Genomic DNA, 19,284 nt, shown 5'->3' with positions numbered 1-19,284 from the left:
GCCCTGGCATGTCAATTTTTACCTGCAAAAAGACCATCTCCGGGGCTTTTTTGGAGGGATACCCTGCATTTCCGGCCGGGACCAGGTGAGATGCAGCTGCGCCGCCTGCTTCTCAGTGCCCTGGAAATATTCCTCACGGTAACCATTCAGCAGGAGGGCCAGCCATGACTACACTTACTGTTCGCCTGCCGGAAAGCATGAAAAACGAGCTTGACCAGCTCAGCCGTGCAGAAAACAGGGCGGTCAGCGATATTGTCCGGGAATCGCTGAAACGTTATATCGCAGTGGAAAAATTTCGCTCTGTGCGCGGGAAGATTTTGCCCTTTGCCGAGGCACAAGGCCTGCTGACTGACGAGGATGTATTCAAGGCCCTGTCATGAGGGTTGTTCTTGATGCCAACGTCATTATCGCGGCTGCAGCCGCCCGCGGGGTTTGCGAGGCGGTTTTTGAGCTTTGCCTGGAACAACATCAGCTCATCATCTGCGAAGGCCTCGAAAAGCTGCGATTCAAAATCAATGTCCCTGCTCCTGTTGTTGCCGAGTACCTGCAATTGCTGCGCAATAATGCAGAAACCGTGACACCCTCGGCAGTTGATCCGGAAAGCTGCCGCGATCCGGACGATCTGGTGATCCTTGGCCTGGTTTCACCAGGAAATGTGGAGGCAATCCCCCAATCCCCAAACCTTTTTAATCCCGATTCAGGATCCAACAAAAGACTTGATTTTTTTGTTTTTTTCATATAAGTACACTTTTCAGAGATTAAGGCATGCTTATTGCTGATATTTAAATATGAAAAAAGTCAAATGTTTTATTCAGCATCATTTTAACCCCCTGCATGTCTATTGTCGTCTCAGGAGCGCAGGGTTCAGGCCGGTCATGGCTCAAAGGGTCTGTACGCTCTACGAAAAGTTCTTCTACAACTTCCTCCTGCGCTAAACGCATACCCCTCTTTGCACCTGCCACCCTGGAGAAGCGCCTGCGCACTCAAACCGGACTAAAAAAGTCTGGGCCTCTTTTCCCTTTTAGTTTTACAGATCCTGGCCCTGGTCTTATGTACCCCTGTCAGGTCAAGCATGGATAAAAATCTGGACTCCTTCAGCCTGAGCAGCCGACCATAAACTTTCCTGCTTCCGGCGAGGCTTAGATAGAGATGCCGCCTGGCCCTGGTGAGCGCCACATAAAAAAGCCTTCTTTCTTCAAGCTCATCGCTTTTGTGCTCTGCCTGAGCTGGCTTGCCCAGCAGAAAATCCATGCCGGCGAAAGGCACAATCCCGTCCTCCAGGCACGGCAGAAACACGGCTTCAAACTCCAGGCCCTTGGCCGCGTGCATGGTCAGAATCTTGACCTTTCTGCTCTTCATTTCCGCCTGATCCAGCTCGCTTTCCAGGCGGATATGGTTAATAAGACCTGCCCAGCCTCCTTTTTCCCTGTACTGCTTTTCCAGCTCCCTGAAGGCCCTGCTCTGCCAGAAAAACCTGTCAAAAGGAGGCACGTCCCCGAGATAAGCAGCCAGGCCAAGGGGGCCTTTAGCCAGTACCTTTTCCGGACATTCAAACACCTCTTGGCTCCAGCTGACCCCAAGCACCCGGGACGCCGCCTTGAGGATAAGCTCCACCCTGTGATCCTGGTAAAACGGCTCCTGTTGGGGCACACAGACCGGTATGCCCATTCGGTGCAGCTCTTTTTCCAGGACAGTGCCCAGGGCCTTGAAGCGCACCAGAATGGCTATATCCTCCGGGGCCAGGCCTGAGGGCTCAGTCTGCCCGTCCATCTGCCAGTGCCCCGTACCTCCCAGGAGTTCACTGATTCTCTGCCCCACCCAGTGGGCCTCCTGCACTCCCTCGGCAGCCCGGTACAGGGTCATGCCGGCCGGAAGGGCTACTTTGGCCTCAAGGCTTGCGTCTTCTGGAAAAAGACCCTGGGACAGCTCCAGGATACCCCGGGACGAACGGTAGTTTTCCTTGAGGCTTACAACCTGCAGGTCCGGCCAGAAGGAACGAAGCACCTGCGGCACATCCCCAACTGCGCCGCGAAAGCCGTAGATGGACTGCCTGGGATCGCCGATGCCGAAAAATCCCTCCCCTTTCTCCGGGAGCAGTTCCCTGATTATCTCCAGCTGCAGCCGGGACAGGTCCTGAATCTCGTCCACCAGTACATGGGTGTAGGGTCGGACAAATTTGCCGCTTTGCAGCTCCTGAAGCCAGAACTCCAGCAGATCGGCATAGTCAACCTGGTTCCAGTCCTGCTTCTGTCGATTGTAGTTCTCTCCGGCAGCAGGCAATGCCAGAAGCTGTTCCCTGGCCGCCCCTGTCTCCTGCCAGGCCTTTTTCAGTGCAGAACCCTTGAGATCCGGACTGGATTCTGCAAACACCTTGAAGGCCTCTTCTTCACCCAGGATAAGCGGTTCCTCTCCATAGACCCTTTTCCAGTGCTCAAAGGCCATGGCATGCATGGTTTCCGCCCGGGGCAGGGCCTGATCGTCTCCATGGATGCTTATTAGGCGATCCTTGAGCTCTCTGGCCGCTTTGCGGGTAAAAGTCAGCACCAGGATATGCCTTGGATTTACCTCCTGCTCAAGAAGCCTGCTTACTTTGCCCATGAGGGTCTGAGTCTTGCCCGTGCCCGGACCGGCCATGACCAGAACGGGCTCCGGACCGGCCTCAATGGCCTGCTGCTGGGCGGCATTGAATTCCAGGTGTTTTTCCTGGACCCGGGCAGCACTCTCAGGGTCTTCCTGCACGGACTTTATGCGCTTATATTCCTGTTTCCGGTTGTCTTCAGCTACAGGCATGAGTCTTTTGCCCTTTTTGAACTCCTGCCTTTCAGTGTCGGTAAACACCCTGACCACACCGTATTCCCCGTCATATCCGGGCTGACGGATAACCTCTCCGGTGCGCATCCTGGCAATGCCCTTGCCCAGAGGGCTGTTGAATCTGCCCAGATCTTCCACCGGCACGTTCTGCAGTATCTGCAGCTCCGGACCGAACCTGTGTACCAGGCTGTTGTAAAAGCTCTGCACCTTCTTGGTTTTGGGCCCGACCCCCAGGATCTCTGAAATTATCTCCTTTAAAGGGATCACCGAGGAAAACCCCGGCTGATAATCAGGTCGGCTGGGCTCCTCCCGGTCAGCCATGGCCATGACCCTGTTGAGTACGCCTACAGTGATATCCTTGCCGCACACCGGACACTTCCCCCTGTGGGCCATGGTCTGTCTGGGATCCATGACCACCCCGCACTTGCGGTGTCCGTCCAGGTGATACTTGCCCTCTTCAGGATAAAATTCCAGGGTCCCCAGAAACCTGTTCCCCAGACCCTCCCGGCGCAGGGCCCGAAACATGCCCTCGTAACTCATTTCTCCCTGGAAAAGATTCACTTCCCGGCCCAGGTTTTCAGCGCTGTGTGCATCAGAATTGGACACCATGGCAAACCGGTCCAGCTTGCTCCACATCCAGTTCATTTCCGGATCAGAAGACAATCCTGTTTCCAGGGCGAAAATATAGCCCGCCAGGTCCCCGAAACACTCTTCCAGGCTGTCGAACCCGGACTTGGAACCAAAAAGGGAAAACCAGGGCGTCCATATATGGGCCGGGATTACAAAACCCCAGGGGTCTGTATCCAGAACCATCTCCAGAAGGCTCCTGGAATCCAGGCCCAGTATGGGCCGTCCGTCGGCCTTGAGGTTGCCGATGCGCTCCAGCTTGCTGTTGAATTTTTCCGCCTGTTCAAATCCCGGGAAAAAAACCAGGTTGTGAATTTTGCGCACCCTGCCCCCCTGCTTGTAGATGGAGCTTATCTCCGCTGAAAGCATGAACCTTGTTTTTGCCTCCAGCCTTTGCTCAAAGCCGGGTATATATGAGGACAGGTCGCTTTTTTCACGCAGGCAGAGCAGACCGTCTTCCCCCTGGACCAGGTGTTCTCTGAGCATCTGCACCCAGCCGGGATGGGTGAAATCGCCGGTGCCCACCACATGGATGCCCTTGGCCGCGGCCCAGGCGGCCAGGCTTGGAGGATCAAGGCTTTTGCTGGTGGCCCGGGAATAACAGGAATGTATGTGCAGATCAGCCAGAAATGTATCCATAGTTTCCACGCTAATTAGTTTGCCCGATAAAAATCAGGCTTCTATTTCGCAGCCTGAATTCGTTAAGTATACTTTTCGACATATATCCTTGCAGGCTCCGGGGTTTGGCAAAATGGCCGCAAACTGTCTGAGCGACTTAGGCAGACTTAATCAAAATCCTTTAATTATCTGATTTAAATTATATAAGTTTTTGGAGTTCCCGCAGCATGTTAGACCGGGCAAGGCCGGGATTTTGATTTAGTCTGCCTTGGAGTGAGTCTTTGCGGCCTTTTTGACAAATTCCGGAGCCTGTTTTCACGGATTCAGGTCGAAGCACAGTCGGCGACATCCCCCTGCAGCTTGGCCAGGGCATGCTCCATGGCCGGCAACACTGCTTCCAGGTTTTCTTTGACCCCCCTGGGACTTCCCGGGAGGTTTAAAATGATGCTTTGATCCAGGGTGCCGGCTACCGCCCGGGAGATAGCTGCATGCGGGGTCTTCTGCAGGGAGGCGGCCATCATGGCCTGCTCGAATCCCGGCAGGCGCTTTTCTACTGCATGACCGGTCACCTCGGGGGTGATATCCCGTGGCCCGAGTCCGGTGCCGCCGGTGGTGACTATCAGGTCAAAACCGGAATTAAAAGCCAGGTGCTGCAGAAGCGAACGTAGAAGATAAGCATCATCGGGTATAACCCAGCCCCTGCAAAGAGTAAGAGAAAGCCCTTTTTCTGCGGTCTCCCGGATCATGGGGCCGCTGGTGTCTGTACGCTCCCCCCTGGCCCCCTTGTCGCTCAGGGTTATCCAGGCCAGGGATCTTCCCCGGCACTTGACCCGCAGCTCAGGACTTTCTTCCAGGTCCACATCCGCCAGGGCCTGGAGAACAATTCCCAGAAAGCCTGTCTCACCGTCCCCGTTTATCCAGGGCTTATCCAGCACCTGAAAAACAGGAATATCCCGCTGCAGAAAGACCCCGGCCCGCAGTGCTCTAAGCACCGGATCATCACCTGTGTAAGTGCCGCGCACTCCCACTGCACCCGGCGGCCCCAGAACTAAGGTTTTTCCAGCAGCAATTTTTCCTTTACCTTGGATAACCAACATGCCCGCTCTCCCGTATTTTTTACCCGTCCGGCTTTCCTGTTCCCGCAACAGACAGCATATGTTTCCAGCACAAACGGCAGAATAGAGAAAACCCTGTCCCGGATCAAGCACCGAATCCACACCCCGGCCCACAATAACCCCCACCCCCTCAACTCCCCAATTCCCTGAATCCCCCAATCCCCCAATCCCTCAATCCCTGAATCCCTGAATTCCCCAATCCCACAATTCCTGAATTCCCCAATCCCCCAATCCCCCAATCCCTCAATTCCCCCAATCCCTGAATTCCCCAATCCCACAATTCCTGAATTCCCCAATCCCCCAATCCCCCAATCCCTCAATTCCCCCAATCCCTGAATTCCCCAATCCCACAATTCCTGAATTCCCCAATCCCCCAATCCCTGAATCCCTGAATCCCCCAATCCCGAATTACTAACCCACAATCCTTGCTTGAAATCAGCAACTGATGCACGTATGTTTTACAAAGGAGTTATTTATGCAAGACAAGCAAAAACAGCAAAAACCCGATTTTCGAAACGATACTTTTCTGCATGTTCTGATTTTATTGTTTCTGGTCCTGCTTTTCTGGAATTTTGCAGGCCCCATGTGGCAGCCGGCGCAAATCAGCTACAGCGACTTCCTGGCTCAGCTGCGCGAGGACAACGTGGAGGAAGTCACCGTGCGCGGGGACAGGATTGAAGGCTCGGTACATGAAGAAGTGGAAAAGGATGATATCACCTATACCGATTTTGTGACCTATACCCCGGCCTTTGGAGATGACCAGCTCATGCCCCTTCTCCAGGAAAAGGACATCCAGGTCTATACCCAGCCGGAGCGAAGTCCCATCTTCTGGTATCTGCTTCTTTCCACCATACCCTTGCTCCTTATCGCGCTGCTTATTTATTCCCAGTACAGAAAAATGCAGGGCGGAGGCGGGATGTTCGGTCTCGGCAAAAGCCAGGCCAAAAAATTCGACCAGGGCAAGCAGAGCACCACCTTCCAGGACGTGGCCGGAGCCAGGGAGGCCAAGGTGGAACTCATGGAAGTTGTGGACTACCTCAAGGATCCCGGGAAAATCCACGAAATGGGGGGCAAGGTTCCCCGGGGAGTAATACTTGTGGGCCCGCCCGGCACAGGCAAGACACTTCTGGCCAAGGCGGTGGCCGGCGAGTCCGGGGTCTCCTTTTTAAGTATCACCGGATCGGACTTCATGGAAATGTTTGTGGGAGTGGGAGCCAAGAGGGTGCGCAACCTGTTTGAAGAAGCCAGGCAAAACGCCCCGAGCATTATCTACATTGACGAGATTGACGCCATAGGCCGCAGGCGCGGTTCAGGAATGGGCGGAGGCCATGACGAGCGGGAGCAGACCCTGAACCAGCTTCTGGGGGAACTGGACGGTTTTGAAGAACATGAAAACATCGTGGTCATGACCTCCACCAACCGTCCGGACATCCTGGACCCTGCCCTGACCAGACCAGGAAGATTCGACCGGCGTATCCTGGTGGATCTGCCCACGGTCCAGGACCGTGTGGAGCTTCTTCAGGTGCATTCCAAAAATAAACAGCTTGGCCAGGATGTGGACCTGGAACGCCTGGCCAGGGAAACTCCCGGTTTTTCCGGGGCGGACCTGGAAAACCTCATGAACGAGGCCGCCCTTATGGCGGCCAGGGACGGCCGCAGCCATATTAACAGCCAGGACATTGAAACGGCCAGAGACAAGATCCTCATGGGCCTGAAGCGCCACGGACTGGTCATGACTCATGAAGAAAAGCGCATGGTGGCTTACCATGAAGCCGGGCACGCCATTGTGGGAGCGGTACTGCCCCATGCGGACCCGGTATACAAGGTCTCAATCGTACCCAGAAGTCAGTCCATGGGAGCTACACAGCAGTTTCCGGACCGGGAACAGTACATTTTTGCCCGGGAATATCTGCTGGACCGCCTGGCGGTGATGATGGGCGGACGCTGCGCCGAGGTCCAGGTTTTTTCCACCGCCACCAGCGGGGCGGCCAACGACCTGCAGGAAGCCACCAAAATAGCACGCAGAATGGTCATGGAATGGGGAATGAGCGAGGCCTTCGAGCATATGGCGCCAGGCGGGCCGGGCAAGGAAATCTTCCTGGGAGAGGATCTGGGCAAAACCAGGGAATACAGCGAATCCACCGCCCAGAAAATTGACCTGGAAGTAGAAGCCATTCTGAAAAAGGCTTACGAGCGGGCAAACGAGGTGTTATCCTCCCGCAGGCAGGCTATGGACGAACTGGCCGAATCCTTGATGCAGAATGACGAGGTTTCCGGAGAAACCGTGTACGCCATAGTTGAAGGGAAAAAAGCTTAGGGCACGGAGCATGGGGCCTGGACTCTTCTCCATGCCCCACGCCCCATGCTTTAAAGGTCTTACCAGAGGTATTCAGGCAGGCGTTTTCTGATTTCTTCGGGTTTTTCCACCCGGCAGAGATCCTTGTCCAGTTCGTTACTCAGGGTCCTGCGGGTGGTGTCCTTGAGGCTGTTTCTGAGCATACCCAGAAATGAAGGGGCAGCCACAAGGATCAGACGTTCAAATTTATTGTTGTGCTGGCTTTTTTCCAGATGATCAGCCAGCTTCTGGGCAAAACGTTCAGCTTCCATCTTGCGGGCCGGAGTCTGTTCTGCAGTTGTCCTGAATTCTCCCTGCATGGAATACATACGCCCGGCCTTATCCGTTTTAAGGTCCTGGTCTTTCATGCGGGACTCGGGATGTTCGAACTTTTCCAGCTCGGTGAGACCGCCTCCGCGTGAATTGGCTCCAAAGATTCTTGCCTGCGAACTGTCCGCCACCACTACCCAGGCTTTGTAGTCCATATTCTACCTCCTTGATGTGTCGTTAGGACCGAAAATGCTGATTTCTTCCATAATGCATGGGCATTGAAACCGGAAAAGTCAAGGCATGCCGCATCCCTCCTGCACAGATATAAGTTCTCTGCAGTATCAACCCTCACCCCTTTAATCCCATAACCCCCCAATTCCTTAATACCAGAATACCTGAAAACTTCTGCCTCCATCACCCCTTCTTTTTCTTGCTCTTCCCCATGCCCTATGCCCCATGCCCTATGCTCCATGCCCCATGCCCCATGCCCCATGCTCCATGCCCTATGCCTTTCTCCCCCAATCCCTCAATCCCCCAATCCCCCAATCCCCAATCCAAAATCCCAAAATCCCTAATCCACCACAGTGGTCATATGGGTCACCCGGTTTATTAAAAGCCCCTCTGGACGGACCAGGTTCCGCAACTCCCGGCCTGGCTCCAGGGAAGTGATGACGGTTCGCCCGATAATATGCCTGCCCGGCTCCGAGTGCCAGACCCGGCTGGTCCTTAAGCCCCACATGGAATGATAAACCACCGGCTTGTTGGATCCGGGATCTTTACCCAGATACAGCATTACATGCCCCGGCATATACAGAATGCTTAAAAGCGGTCTGCCCTTTTCCACGATCTTCTCCAGCTTCTTTTCCCGGGCAAGACCCTCCAGGGAGATGGGCTCTTTGAAACTTTTCTGCTGAGCTGAGTTGCGGGGCAGAAATATACCGTACATCCTGAACAGATCCTGCAAAAGAGCGGAGCAGTCACGGTTTTCATACATGCCTCCCCAGCCGTATGCCTGCCCCAGCATGGAATCCATCATCCCTGCAAAATTATCCCCTGTGGGAGGTACTGGAAATTTCTGCAACACCCCGCTTCGGGTCTTGCCCTCCACCAGCGCGGCTTGTCCATGCTCATCGCGCACAGGGACCATAATCCCCTGTCCGTCTTTCAATGCTCCGCTTTCACCCTGCGGCAGGAGCATGCCCACCCGGCCCGTGAAAACATGCCTTCCTCCGGCGGTATAAACCGGGGCCTGGTCCTGCACAAATCCTGCTAAAGGCCCGGACTTGAATTTCTGTACAAAGTCATCATCCACCAGGGCCAGCCCGGACCAGCGCACCCATCCGGCGGCGTAGTCGGTCTCGGCCAGGGCCCAGTCCCCGTCGCGGGTGACATGGGTAATGAGCACCGGGGTTCCCGCCGGAACCAGGGTGTTTTGCAGGTAATCAAAGGGAAAGCCCTCGCCTGGAGACTGGGGATCCAGAAATACGGGGCTCCTGGAAGGCATGGCCCGCATGTCAGCGTTGTCCACTGTAACAGCCCGCTTGTGCCTGGAAGGATATCCCGAAACATCGGATTGCTGGCGCATTCTGCCCAGCCAGTCCGGGTCTGCAGGGAGATAGTTCTCCTTATATACTTCCCTGTTCCGGATAAAATCAAAACCCCAGAACACTTCCTGGGCCTCGAATTTTGGCTCCGAGCGGGTCCATGGACCAAAATATGCTTCCCGGAAATCCCGGTAAAGCTCGCCTTGTTTTTCCAAAGAAAAAAGCTCCCCGGTCAGCTCCGGGATATAATGGGCACTGCTCTGGGGCAGCACCTCCAGATCCCGGACCATGCCCTCCTGCCTGGGAGCACAGGAAGCCAGAACCAGCATGGACAGAACCAGCCAGAAAAACAGCACGTTCATGCAAGGGGCGATAATTTCTTTTGTGTTCATAATACTTCTTATTTACAGCTAACACCTATGAAAAGTCAAAACATCAGATACGCCTGATCGTCCTTGATTTTGCTGCTCAAACCAATTAATACGTCCTCATATTAAAGGGGGCCATCCCCGCAATCCATTTTTTTCACGCAAAGGCGCGAAGATCGCAAAGGAAGAAATTTATCTTTGCGCAGTGCATGGCAACGTTCAACCGGGCCTGCTCGTCAGTATAGATCACGGGCACGGCGTAAACTCCCCTACTTAGCCAAGGAGGGGCCGGGGGTGGTTGTATGAGCTCCCTTCCTTTTTTTGTCCTTTACGCTTGGCCTGCTACTTTTTTTAGCGCAGCTCTAATATTTCTTGTTTTTTATGACAGGGTTTCAAGAGTAATTCACTGAAGGGGAACAACATTGAACACCGATAATTACCTGCTTGCACAGGGACCGTTCCGCACGGCCCGGGAAATAATACTGGCCTCGGCCTCGCCGCGCCGGCAGATGCTTCTGTCTTCCCTGGGCCTGGACTTCCGGGTGGTGCCTGCCGACTACAAAGAGCCGCCCATCAGATCCGGCCAGGACCCAGAGCATTACGCCCTGGAAATGTCCAGTGAAAAATGCAGGATTATAGCTGAAAAAAACCCGGACAGTGTTGTACTGGGGGCAGACACCATAGTAGTCCTGGAAAAAGAGGTCATGGGCAAGCCCGGGTCCCGGGAGCATGCCCTGGAAATGCTTGAGCGCCTGCAGGGAAATGTCCACGAGGTCATAACCGGTGTCTGTCTCAGGTGTGAGAGCTGGCAGGTCCGGGAGAGCTTCAGCGTGGCCAGCCGGGTGGAGATGATCCCCGCCGGGCAGGACATTCTGGAAGCTTACATAAATACAGGTGAGCCCCGAGACAAGGCCGGGGCCTATGCCATTCAGGGCGTGGGCGCATTTCTGGTCAGCTCAGTGCATGGCTCCTACACCAACGTTGTGGGCCTGCCCCTGGACCGGGTCACCCAGGCCCTGCTGCACATAAAAGCCATCCATGCAGCCGGAGATAATCACCCATGAATGCCGGAAACACTGTCCTGCAGACTCTGGGCAGACACCTGGCCACCGTTGGTCCGGTGGGCTATATACCCATAGCCCCGGGGACCTGGGGGTCCCTGGCAGCAGTCATTGCCGCACCCTGGCTTTTTCTTCCCTTCAGCCTTACGGTGCAGATACTTATCCTGGCGGCACTTTTTCTGCTGGGCTCCTGGGCCTGTTCTGCGGCAGAGACTCATTTCGGACGAAAAGATCCAGGCCAGGCCGTAATAGACGAGGTTCTGGGGCAATGGGTGACTTTCCTTTTTCTGGCCTCGTCGGGAATATTTCTCCTGGCAGCCGGCTTTTTTCTTTTCAGGCTCTTTGATATCCTGAAGCCCTGGCCGGTGAGAAGCTCGGAAAAATGGTTTCCGGGCGGATACTCGGTCATGGTGGACGACCTCCTGGCCGGGATTTACGCCCTGGCAGCCCTGACCATCCTGGAACGCCTGATACTGGCCAATCTGTTCCCTTCCATTGTGTAAAGCCCCTGAGTTGCCCTGAAGCAGCCAGTTATCAGGCTGGACAGGCCATTTTTTTCACCAGGAAAATGTTTCATTCCAGTTGGTCAGGCATTAGCCTTAATCCACTCTGAAAGCCTGGCCACGATATCGTCTCTACCGGTGGCTACCAGCCTGTCCACCTCCTGACCGTCTTTGAAAATTATAAAGGTGGGCACACCGCGCACCCCTGCCGCCCAGGAGGGCAGGTTCCGGGGGCTTTCAATCTCAAAGGCCAGCACCTTTAGCCTGGAATCCAGGCCGTGCCTGTCTTCCTTCAGGGCCTGCACCGCAGACCTGCAATCCGGTCAGGTGGGCATGTGCATAAGAACTGCAGCATAACCCGGGTGCTCCATGACTTCCTTTTGAAAATCGTCTTCTTTATTCAACTCTGTCAGTGACATAAACGAATCTCCTTTTGTTATTTTTTTGCGGGCAACTCCTCCTGTCCTCCACCCACAACCTGCCTGAATCTATCGTCAATTATATCAGCATGTTGAAAAGCTATCGGCCTGCATCATCTGCCGAACACGCGCTGCAGCATGCTCGTGGTCTGCTTCAGGGGATCGTTTCTGATGGCGGCCTCCTCCACAGCCAGATACTCAAAGATGGCTTCTATGGAATGATCCACAACGTGCTTAGAAATATCCGCCCGGGCATCCGGTACAAACGGAAGCTGTTGATACCTGGACATCAGGTCTTCATAAGCCCTTACCGCGCCCACATCCGCAAGACTCTCCCTGACCAGCGGGGTAAACTCCTCCGACAGCGGCCCGGACATGGTGCCCTCAAAATACCGTGTGGCTGCGTCATCAGGACCGTTGTATATCCCGCGGACATCATCCAGGGTCATCTCGGAAATGGCCTGCACAAACATCTCCCTGGCCCTGGGAGTGGCCTGTTCAGCGGCGCGGTTCATGCGCAGCTCCAGGTCATCAAGCATATGTCCCATCCCGGCCCTCTCCAGAATGTTTTGCACGTTCTGCAGACTTACAGGCAAAGGGATATGGGCTTTAGGGTCCTGGTAATATCCATCCTCCCGGCCCAGGTGACTGATTACGTTTTCACTGCCGATGCGCAGGGCCTCTCTTAAACCTTCGGCAATCTCCGAATCCGCAAGCCCTGATTTTTCTGTTGCATCAGGCTGATCGCGCAAGGCGTCCATACCGCGCTGCAGCCAGTCCTGAGCCCTCAGTTCAGAACCCCCCAGCAAAACAGCCACAAAAAAAGCCATGAACAACCAATACTTTCCCATGTTTTCCCTTTGCGATTTTTTTAATTATTATTTGGGCTCACTTCTTTATACCCGCAAGCAAAGTCAGCGGATATGAACCTGCATCAATAATATACATTTCTTATGCACCGTCCAGTATTTTTTCCTGTATGTCCAGACCGGCATCCCTGAAAGCCTGGCCCCACACTCCTTTGAACATTGTTGTTGATTATTTGGCAGGTACATGTCATACAAAAAGTAAACAGGATTAAAAAGGAGTAAACAATGAAAGAGCTTAAAATAGAGCAGGCTGGAGAGTTCTGGGCGGTATATCGATATTCTAAATCCAAGGGGGAATGGATAATCCTCGGGGAGTGGCCCGAAAAAGACCACGCCCTGCAGGACATGGAGACCTGGAGAAAGTACCTTGAGCGTTGCTCCACGGATGAAAAGTGATGAGATCTTAAGCGCTAATTCAGCTTATCCGGCTGATTAAATGCAAAATCGTAACAGTTTAGAGTCACTTCTTTATACCCGCAAACACGGTCAGCGGATATGAGCCCCCGTCAATAATATACCTTTCGTAGACACCGTGCAGTTTTTTTTCCTGCATGTCCAGACCGGCATCCCTGAAAGCCTGTTCCCAGGTCCTTTTGGAAAAAAGCCCCAGGACATGGTGATCCGTATGTATGGTCAGCTCCCCCTGCTGCCGGATCAGATACACGAACACGGCTTCATAGGTATCATGCCGGTATGGATTTATGTAGTTATTCTCCAGCAGGGTCAGGTGCAGGCCGTCTTTTTCTCCGGTGTAGGAGAAGTTGTTGTTTTGAAAGGTTTCTTTGGGTTTAGCGGTAACCAGCAAGACACCACCTGCTTTGAGATGCTCTACAGCGGTGTTTACGGCCCGGTATAGATCATCCCGGGTAACCAGGTAGTCTGTACTGTCCGGAATGGCCACGGCATCGAACTTCTGGCCCAGGCGAATGCTGCGCATGTCTCCTTTATGATATTGCACATCAGGATTTTTGGCGCGGGCTTTCTCCAGCATGCCCGGACTCAGGTCCACCCCGGTGACCGTGAAATGCCTCTTGAATACGCAGTCGTGCATGCCTGCACCGCTGCCCAGGTGCAGCAGGGTCCGGGGGGTATCACCTTTGGCTGTGCCTTTTATAAGCTCCACGTAGAACCCGGCTTCGTATTCATATTCAGCCGGATCGGCCAGGAGTTCCTCGGTCCAGGCCAGTTCGTTATATGCCGGCCAGTAAAAGCTCATTATTACCTCCATAACACTACGGGACGGATTAATTTCCGGAATTGACTCAAGTCAGTGGGGTGACCCATCAAGGTCCCGCCTGAGTACTGCATATTCACGCCACAATACCTGCCACATCCAAAAGCAACATACAAGCAGAGTTAAATTTATGGCCACAGGACAGACCCAGTTTATTTATTTGACAAAATGCAATTGAACTGCTTCCATTGATACCGGCCTTTCACGGAGTCTTCCAGTCTATAAAAAATATCCGGCCCATATTTTGTTCAATAAAACGAATACCAGTTACCATGCACAAGACTGTATCTTCAGCACCCCTTGCAAACAGACCTGACAATTCCTTCTCGAACAGCTGGGGCGGGCTGCTGGCAGGAATGGGAGCCTTTACCCTCTGGGGAATTCTGCCGGTCTACTGGAAAGGCCTGTCCACCGTTCCAGCCGCGGAAATCCTGTGCCACCGCATTTTATGGTCGTTTGTTTTTGTAGCTGTGTTTTTGACCCTGAGCAGAAGATGGCCGGAAGTTTCCAGCCTGCTGCGCTCCAGAAAGAGCGTGCTCCTGCTGGGGCTCAGCAGCCTTATGCTGTCCATAAACTGGCTCACCTATATCTGGGGGGTCAATGCGGGCTTCGTCATTGAAGCCAGCCTGGGCTATTACATCAATCCCCTGGTCAATGTCCTGCTGGGCTGTCTGGTCTTCAGGGACAGATTGCGTCCTTTGCAGGTCATGGCCATATTACTGGCTGCGGCAGGTGTGTTGAACATTGTCTTCAATTACGGACAGGTACCCTGGATTGCCCTGGTGCTGGCCTTTACCTTCGCCGCTTACGGTCTGATCCGCAAGGTGGTCCGCACCGAGTCCCTGCCCGGTCTCTGGCTGGAAACCGCAATCATAAGCGGTCCCGCTTTGATATTTTTGCTGCTCAGCCCTGGCCGGGGCAGCTTTGCGGCCATGGGGCTGCAGATCGACATACTGCTCATTGGTGCAGGACTGATCACTTCCCTTCCCCTGCTCCTTTTCGCCTTCAGCGCCAGGAGGCTTCGGCTGGTGGAGGTAGGGATACTTCAGTATATCGCCCCCACCATGATGTTTCTTCTGGGGCTGCTGGTATTTAAGGAGCCATTTTCTCCGGCCAGACTGATTTCATTCATCTTCATCTGGGCCGGAATCATAATCTATATGTGCGAAAGCATCTGGTTCCTGAAGAAGTTTAGCCCAAAAATATGAGCATGCCTCAGCACATTGGGGAGCTCGGCCCCGGACAAAGCTCAGGGTGAGGCATATCCGGTTCATCCCCACCGCATGTAAGCGCCAACCTGTATATGTCTTAATTGTGCCGGTTTGAAATTGTTTATATCTTATTCTTGTATCTTCTTTTCTGTCCTTCTTCCTCTTCTTCTGTCTTGCCGTTACTGCCTTCTTTGCCTGTCTGAGGCAAAGAAGGGTAAGTTCTTGGGCCGCAAACAAAGCCAACAACTTGTCTGCCTGCAAGTATAAAGTATTAGCTATGAATATATACAATAACTATTAAATGCTCAGGTTGTCATGATTATGGATCGACAGCAAAATAACTTTTACTTCGATGTACTCTATGGATAACAAGGATAAGCAACTTTTCGTCTTGGATTTTCACCAACACACGGTAATCCTCAACCCGGTACCGCCAAAACTCCCGCAGCTGTCCCTTAAGGACTGTGCCCAACGCTCTGGGGTCCTGAGTTACACGCTCTTTAAGGTATCGAGTAATCCTTTGTGATTCTTGTTTCCCCAACTTCTTAAGTTCTTTTTCCGCCCCTGGAGTAAAGCTAATCTGCCAAGTCAATGTCTCGCTCCACGTCTTCAAGAGATATGGCTTTCTCTTTGCTCTTCAAATACTCTTCGTAGGCGGTTTCAGCCAAATATGCGTCCTCCAGGTCCTCAAGCGTCCTTTCCAAAGCCTCTCGTATGAAGTGGGACTTTGTGCGTTTTGTAGCCTTGGATAAAAGTTTCAGCCTTTGAGATAGACCGACAGGGAGTCTAACAGTGTGCATTTTTGTATTTTCCATAATCTCCCCCCCTTTTGTATTTTTTGTAATACTGCCATGTATCTTAAATTTAGTCAAGTGCAAACATCAGAGTAAAAGACCGTTGACCATGGAACACAAACCTTCTGGCCCTGAACGGAGTAAGGGAAAAGTCTGGCAGCTGCTTAGTTCTTCTCCTATCGCCCCAAGCAGTTTACCAAACCAACACCAAGTGACGACCAACAGCATGGAGTTGGCAAAACCTCCCCTTTCGACAGCTTCTTAAGACAGCTTGCCACCCAGGCACTATGTCCGGATCGGACACCGAGTTTTTATCGCAGTAAAGCAGGGGGGCGGGTGCGGCTCTACTTTTACATCTTTACTTTTCTACTCTTTCCTACTCTTTTCGGCTATCGTAACGGTTCATCCCCACAGGCGTGGGGAACGCTAGCCTGCCGCACATCTTCTGTTTTCAGGCTGACCCTGACCCCATGTCGTGATTCGGGAACAGACAGGCGCTCTTCATCATATTGAAGAAGAAGCTGCCAGGCGCGGGCATAGCGACCGAGCACCTCCTGCACAGCCTGGCCCTTATCAGGGTTTAGCCCCGCACCAGGTGCTCCTTCAAAACCTGCGTGGCCCAGATTCGGAACTGGGTACCGCGTTTGGCGTTCACCCTGTAGCCCACAGCAATGATGACATCCAGGTTATAAAAAGTTGTCCGGTAGGTTTTGCCGACCTCGGCAGTATGTGCAAACTTTGCACATACTGCCTCCCTGTCCAGCTCTCCGCTACGAAAAATGTTGCCAATGTGCTTGGTGACAACACTTCTTTCAGCCTCGAAGAGGGCAGCGATCTGCTTTTGGGTCAACCAGACGGTTTCGTCCTTCAAATGCACATTCAGGTGGTTGTGACAATCGAAAATTGACCACCTCCGGGACGGGAGAACTGCACAAATCATTTGTGCTTCAATGAGGCCGTGGCAAAATGCCACGGATAACAGTTTTTGTCAGCGTCAGCGGCAGTTGTCCGGGATTTCCGGACAACTGCCTGCTCGCTCAACTCGCCCTCCTTGAATACATTTCGGATGTGTTCGGAAATTGTACGCTTGTCCCTCTGGAATAACTCCACCATCTGCGCCTAGGTAAGCCAGACTGTTTCATCCTTTAGAGATACATCAAGGGCGCATTTACCGTCTTCAGGCTGGTACAGAATACTTTCACCAAGATCTGGCTTCATCTTAGCACCTTCTGACCAGCATCAGCCCGCAACCAAATGCCCGGGACCGACCCAGCCCGTTGAACAGGGTTTCTTTAAAGCTATCCGGCTCAGTGACCTCCAGCATGGTGCTTAACGCCTTTCGGCATCAAAGATCCGGTCAGCTGCTCAATCCACGCCCCCGCGCAGGGGGCGACCTCTTATTCCGGCGCCTTTGGCCGATAGCTTAGCGTTTCAATCCACGCCCCCGCGCAGGGGGCGACGCAGGCGAAACGAGAGCCAGACCACGGGTGACCTGGTTTCAATCCACGCCCCCGCGCAGGGGGCGACTTGACGATATAGCCTCATTTCTTGGCATAGACGGTTTCAATCCACGCCCCCGCGCAGGGGGCGACGTGGATGCATCAAGCTCAGACCTGGCGCTGTTGCAGTTTCAATCCACGCCCCCGCGCAGGGGGCGACCTTATTCAGGATTGCTTTCCAAGCTATTCTGTACTGTTTCAATCCACGCCCCCGCGCAGGGGGCGACCTATGCAGGACATGCCCGTACACCATGATCTGCCAGTTTCAATCCACGCCCCCGCGCAGGGGGCGACATCATACGCAGCAGCAACTATTTCCTTTTCTGTTGTTTCAATCCACGCCCCCGCGCAGGGGGCGACCAAAAGTGCTTTAAAGCCTTTACAGCCTTATTCAGTTTCAATCCACGCCCCCGCGCAGGGGGCGACCTGTCCAGTTAGGCCTGTCGATGATAGATCTGTTGTTTCAATCCACGCCCCCGCGCAGGGGGCGACTTTGGGCCGTGCTGGTTGCATATTTTTTATACAGAGTTTCAATCCACGCCCCCGCGCAGGGGGCGACATCCTTCACCGGAACCCCGTTGGTAGAAGCATGAGTTTCAATCCACGCCCCCGCGCAGGGGGCGACCACTCCAGGACCCGAAGGCGGCGGCCAGTAGGCATGTTTCAATCCACGCCCCCGCGCAGGGGGCGACTTTAGAGGATTCTGACTGGTTTATGGCTGAGGCTGTTTCAATCCACGCCCCCGCGCAGGGGGCGACTCACAGCCACGGTGGTCTGTCCCAGAGAACCGGAGTTTCAATCCACGCCCCCGCGCAGGGGGCGACCTCGTCAGCCCGTGGATACGGCGCAACCTGGCAGTTTCAATCCACGCCCCCGCGCAGGGGGCGACCGAGGCGAGTATTGCGGACCTGCTAGCGCAGATGTTTCAATCCACGCCCCCGCGCAGGGGGCGACGCGACGAGTGTGGGAACTATTATATTGACTGGCAGGTTTCAATCCACGCCCCCGCGCAGGGGGCGACTTCTACAAACCGGCAACCTGGATCGGGCACAACGTGTTTCAATCCACGCCCCCGCGCAGGGGGCGACGATTATCAATCCCTCCAAGGGAACTGTGGTCCCTGTTTCAATCCACGCCCCCGCGCAGGGGGCGACTCCAGATAGCGAGGGATCTATGTGGCCTGGAAAGTTTCAATCCACGCCCCCGCGCAGGGGGCGACTCCGGGCGTCTGGACTGCCGATCCCTGGACACCTGTTTCAATCCACGCCCCCGCGCAGGGGGCGACTCGACCGACCAGCCCGGCGAATCCACCCTTGCCCAGTTTCAATCCACGCCCCCGCGCAGGGGGCGACTCCATAAACCGTACCTTTTCCATAGTCACTTTCATGTTTCAATCCACGCCCCCGCGCAGGGGGCGACAGATAAGGTATGGAATGTTTCAATTGCCTCATGGAGTTTCAATCCACGCCCCCGCGCAGGGGGCGACGTTGTTGCCGATTCAGCTTGTAACTCTTGTCCCTGTTTCAATCCACGCCCCCGCGCAGGGGGCGACGGGCACCGTCGCGGATACCTGTCCGGAAAAAATCGTTTCAATCCACGCCCCCGCGCAGGGGGCGACCCGCTGCTCCAGGTGCTCCCGGACTATCCCAGCCTGTTTCAATCCACGCCCCCGCGCAGGGGGCGACACCAGCAATCCAGCAGGCTGCAGCTGAACAATTTGTTTCAATCCACGCCCCCGCGCAGGGGGCGACCTGCAAGGAGCAGTTCTGCGGCAAGACGTATAACGTTTCAATCCACGCCCCCGCGCAGGGGGCGACGTCACGCTCTTTCCTGAGGTTCCTTATGTATTCTTGTTTCAATCCACGCCCCCGCGCAGGGGGCGACCTTGCAGCCGGCCTCTCATGAAACATTCTAGGCAGTTTCAATCCACGCCCCCGCGCAGGGGGCGACTGAGACCTATTGTGTTAATGATCTGAGATTAACCGTTTCAATCCACGCCCCCGCGC

20 protein-coding genes and 1 CRISPR repeat array (1 of these 21 only partly in view) are annotated in these 19,284 nt (G+C 54.2%); of the genes, 7 read left to right on the top strand and 13 right to left on the bottom strand.

Features of this window, described 5'->3' with window-relative positions:
* Nucleotides 1–164: 164 nt before the first annotated feature.
* Nucleotides 165–380, top strand: a complete 216-nt coding sequence (locus DTHIO_RS11595; protein ID WP_008870489.1) for a ribbon-helix-helix protein, CopG family — start codon at nucleotides 165–167, stop codon at nucleotides 378–380.
* The gene (locus DTHIO_RS11590) at nucleotides 377–742 is read left to right on the top strand and encodes a PIN domain-containing protein (RefSeq protein ID WP_008870488.1); all 366 of its coding nucleotides are present in this window, start codon (nucleotides 377–379) and stop codon (nucleotides 740–742) included. Before DTHIO_RS11595 ends, DTHIO_RS11590 begins: the two co-directional genes overlap by 4 nt.
* A gap of 40 nt (nucleotides 743–782) precedes the next feature.
* On the opposite strand, the gene DTHIO_RS21450 is transcribed toward DTHIO_RS11590, so the two are convergent.
* The 3 genes from DTHIO_RS21450 to DTHIO_RS11580 form a co-directional block, all read right to left on the bottom strand.
* Nucleotides 783–941 carry a hypothetical protein gene (locus tag DTHIO_RS21450; RefSeq protein ID WP_153305071.1) on the bottom strand — a complete coding sequence of 53 codons (159 nt, stop codon included), beginning with the start codon at nucleotides 939–941 and terminating at the stop codon, nucleotides 783–785.
* 52 nt (nucleotides 942–993) lie between these two features.
* The gene (locus DTHIO_RS11585; protein ID WP_008870486.1) at nucleotides 994–4,077 is read right to left on the bottom strand and encodes a UvrD-helicase domain-containing protein; all 3,084 of its coding nucleotides are present in this window, start codon (nucleotides 4,075–4,077) and stop codon (nucleotides 994–996) included.
* Nucleotides 4,078–4,379: 302 nt separating this feature from the next.
* A complete protein-coding gene (locus DTHIO_RS11580; RefSeq protein WP_008870485.1) occupies nucleotides 4,380–5,153 on the bottom strand; it encodes a MogA/MoaB family molybdenum cofactor biosynthesis protein in 774 nt (257 codons plus the stop codon).
* Between the two features lie 493 nt (nucleotides 5,154–5,646).
* On the opposite strand from DTHIO_RS11580, the gene ftsH reads away from it, so the two are divergent.
* Complete coding sequence (gene ftsH / locus DTHIO_RS11570; RefSeq protein ID WP_008870484.1) at nucleotides 5,647–7,488, top strand: ATP-dependent zinc metalloprotease FtsH; 1,842 nt, start codon at nucleotides 5,647–5,649, stop codon at nucleotides 7,486–7,488.
* Nucleotides 7,489–7,547: 59 nt separating this feature from the next.
* Here the strand turns inward: ftsH and DTHIO_RS11565 are convergent, their stop codons facing one another.
* The 3 genes from DTHIO_RS11565 to DTHIO_RS11555 form a co-directional block, all read right to left on the bottom strand.
* Nucleotides 7,548–7,991 carry a host attachment protein gene (locus tag DTHIO_RS11565; RefSeq protein WP_008870483.1) on the bottom strand — a complete coding sequence of 148 codons (444 nt, stop codon included), beginning with the start codon at nucleotides 7,989–7,991 and terminating at the stop codon, nucleotides 7,548–7,550.
* Nucleotides 7,970–8,248: a hypothetical protein gene (locus DTHIO_RS21445; RefSeq protein ID WP_153305070.1), complete on the bottom strand. Its 279-nt coding sequence runs from the start codon at nucleotides 8,246–8,248 to the stop codon at nucleotides 7,970–7,972. The genes DTHIO_RS11565 and DTHIO_RS21445 overlap by 22 nt, the downstream gene beginning before the upstream one ends.
* A 99-nt stretch (nucleotides 8,249–8,347) precedes the next feature.
* Nucleotides 8,348–9,712 carry an SH3 domain-containing protein gene (locus DTHIO_RS11555; protein ID WP_040418272.1) on the bottom strand — a complete coding sequence of 455 codons (1,365 nt, stop codon included), beginning with the start codon at nucleotides 9,710–9,712 and terminating at the stop codon, nucleotides 8,348–8,350.
* A 398-nt stretch (nucleotides 9,713–10,110) separates the two neighbouring features.
* On the opposite strand from DTHIO_RS11555, the gene DTHIO_RS11550 reads away from it, so the two are divergent.
* Together DTHIO_RS11550 and DTHIO_RS11545 are read left to right on the top strand one after the other, a co-directional pair.
* Complete coding sequence (locus DTHIO_RS11550) at nucleotides 10,111–10,752, top strand: Maf family protein (protein ID WP_008870481.1); 642 nt, start codon at nucleotides 10,111–10,113, stop codon at nucleotides 10,750–10,752.
* Nucleotides 10,749–11,252, top strand: a complete 504-nt coding sequence (locus DTHIO_RS11545) for a phosphatidylglycerophosphatase A family protein (RefSeq protein WP_008870480.1) — start codon at nucleotides 10,749–10,751, stop codon at nucleotides 11,250–11,252. Before DTHIO_RS11550 ends, DTHIO_RS11545 begins: the two co-directional genes overlap by 4 nt.
* An 83-nt stretch (nucleotides 11,253–11,335) precedes the next feature.
* On the opposite strand, the gene DTHIO_RS11540 is transcribed toward DTHIO_RS11545, so the two are convergent.
* Together DTHIO_RS11540 and DTHIO_RS11535 are read right to left on the bottom strand one after the other, a co-directional pair.
* Complete coding sequence (locus DTHIO_RS11540; RefSeq protein ID WP_008870479.1) at nucleotides 11,336–11,557, bottom strand: YbbN family protein; 222 nt, start codon at nucleotides 11,555–11,557, stop codon at nucleotides 11,336–11,338.
* Nucleotides 11,558–11,784: 227 nt separating this feature from the next.
* On the bottom strand, nucleotides 11,785–12,501 hold the full coding sequence (locus DTHIO_RS11535) for a DUF4197 domain-containing protein (RefSeq protein WP_244156356.1): 717 nt from the start codon (nucleotides 12,499–12,501) through the stop codon (nucleotides 11,785–11,787).
* Nucleotides 12,502–12,765: 264 nt separating this feature from the next.
* Between DTHIO_RS11535 and DTHIO_RS21440 the strand changes: the two genes are divergently transcribed.
* Complete coding sequence (locus DTHIO_RS21440; RefSeq protein WP_008870476.1) at nucleotides 12,766–12,936, top strand: hypothetical protein; 171 nt, start codon at nucleotides 12,766–12,768, stop codon at nucleotides 12,934–12,936.
* Between the two features lie 64 nt (nucleotides 12,937–13,000).
* Here the strand turns inward: DTHIO_RS21440 and DTHIO_RS11530 are convergent, their stop codons facing one another.
* The gene (locus tag DTHIO_RS11530) at nucleotides 13,001–13,756 is read right to left on the bottom strand and encodes a class I SAM-dependent methyltransferase (protein ID WP_008870475.1); all 756 of its coding nucleotides are present in this window, start codon (nucleotides 13,754–13,756) and stop codon (nucleotides 13,001–13,003) included.
* A gap of 290 nt (nucleotides 13,757–14,046) precedes the next feature.
* Between DTHIO_RS11530 and rarD the strand changes: the two genes are divergently transcribed.
* Complete coding sequence (rarD, locus tag DTHIO_RS11525) at nucleotides 14,047–14,982, top strand: EamA family transporter RarD (protein WP_008870474.1); 936 nt, start codon at nucleotides 14,047–14,049, stop codon at nucleotides 14,980–14,982.
* A 322-nt stretch (nucleotides 14,983–15,304) separates the two neighbouring features.
* On the opposite strand, the gene DTHIO_RS11520 is transcribed toward rarD, so the two are convergent.
* The 4 genes from DTHIO_RS11520 to DTHIO_RS22980 all read right to left on the bottom strand — a co-directional run bounded on the left by DTHIO_RS11520 (nucleotide 15,305) and on the right by DTHIO_RS22980 (nucleotide 17,103).
* Nucleotides 15,305–15,526 (bottom strand): type II toxin-antitoxin system RelE family toxin, encoded by a 222-nt coding sequence (locus DTHIO_RS11520; protein WP_244156368.1) that lies wholly within the window; start codon nucleotides 15,524–15,526, stop codon nucleotides 15,305–15,307.
* 34 nt (nucleotides 15,527–15,560) lie between these two features.
* Nucleotides 15,561–15,800 (bottom strand): type II toxin-antitoxin system RelB family antitoxin, encoded by a 240-nt coding sequence (relB, locus tag DTHIO_RS11515; RefSeq protein WP_008870472.1) that lies wholly within the window; start codon nucleotides 15,798–15,800, stop codon nucleotides 15,561–15,563.
* Between the two features lie 559 nt (nucleotides 15,801–16,359).
* The gene (locus tag DTHIO_RS11510; protein ID WP_208596405.1) at nucleotides 16,360–16,650 is read right to left on the bottom strand and encodes a virulence RhuM family protein; all 291 of its coding nucleotides are present in this window, start codon (nucleotides 16,648–16,650) and stop codon (nucleotides 16,360–16,362) included.
* 348 nt (nucleotides 16,651–16,998) lie between these two features.
* Nucleotides 16,999–17,103 carry a type I-E CRISPR-associated protein Cas6/Cse3/CasE gene (locus DTHIO_RS22980; RefSeq protein ID WP_083803977.1) on the bottom strand — a complete coding sequence of 35 codons (105 nt, stop codon included), beginning with the start codon at nucleotides 17,101–17,103 and terminating at the stop codon, nucleotides 16,999–17,001.
* 38 nt (nucleotides 17,104–17,141) lie between these two features.
* Nucleotides 17,142–19,284: a CRISPR direct-repeat array (repeat unit 32 nt; unit sequence GTTTCAATCCACGCCCCCGCGCAGGGGGCGAC); it runs 475 nt beyond the window's last position.

Origin of the sequence: Desulfonatronospira thiodismutans ASO3-1, assembly GCF_000174435.1 — a bacterium.
Lineage (GTDB): Bacteria > Desulfobacterota > Desulfovibrionia > Desulfovibrionales > Desulfonatronovibrionaceae > Desulfonatronospira > Desulfonatronospira thiodismutans.
This window is presented reverse-complemented; position numbering and strand designations above follow the sequence as displayed.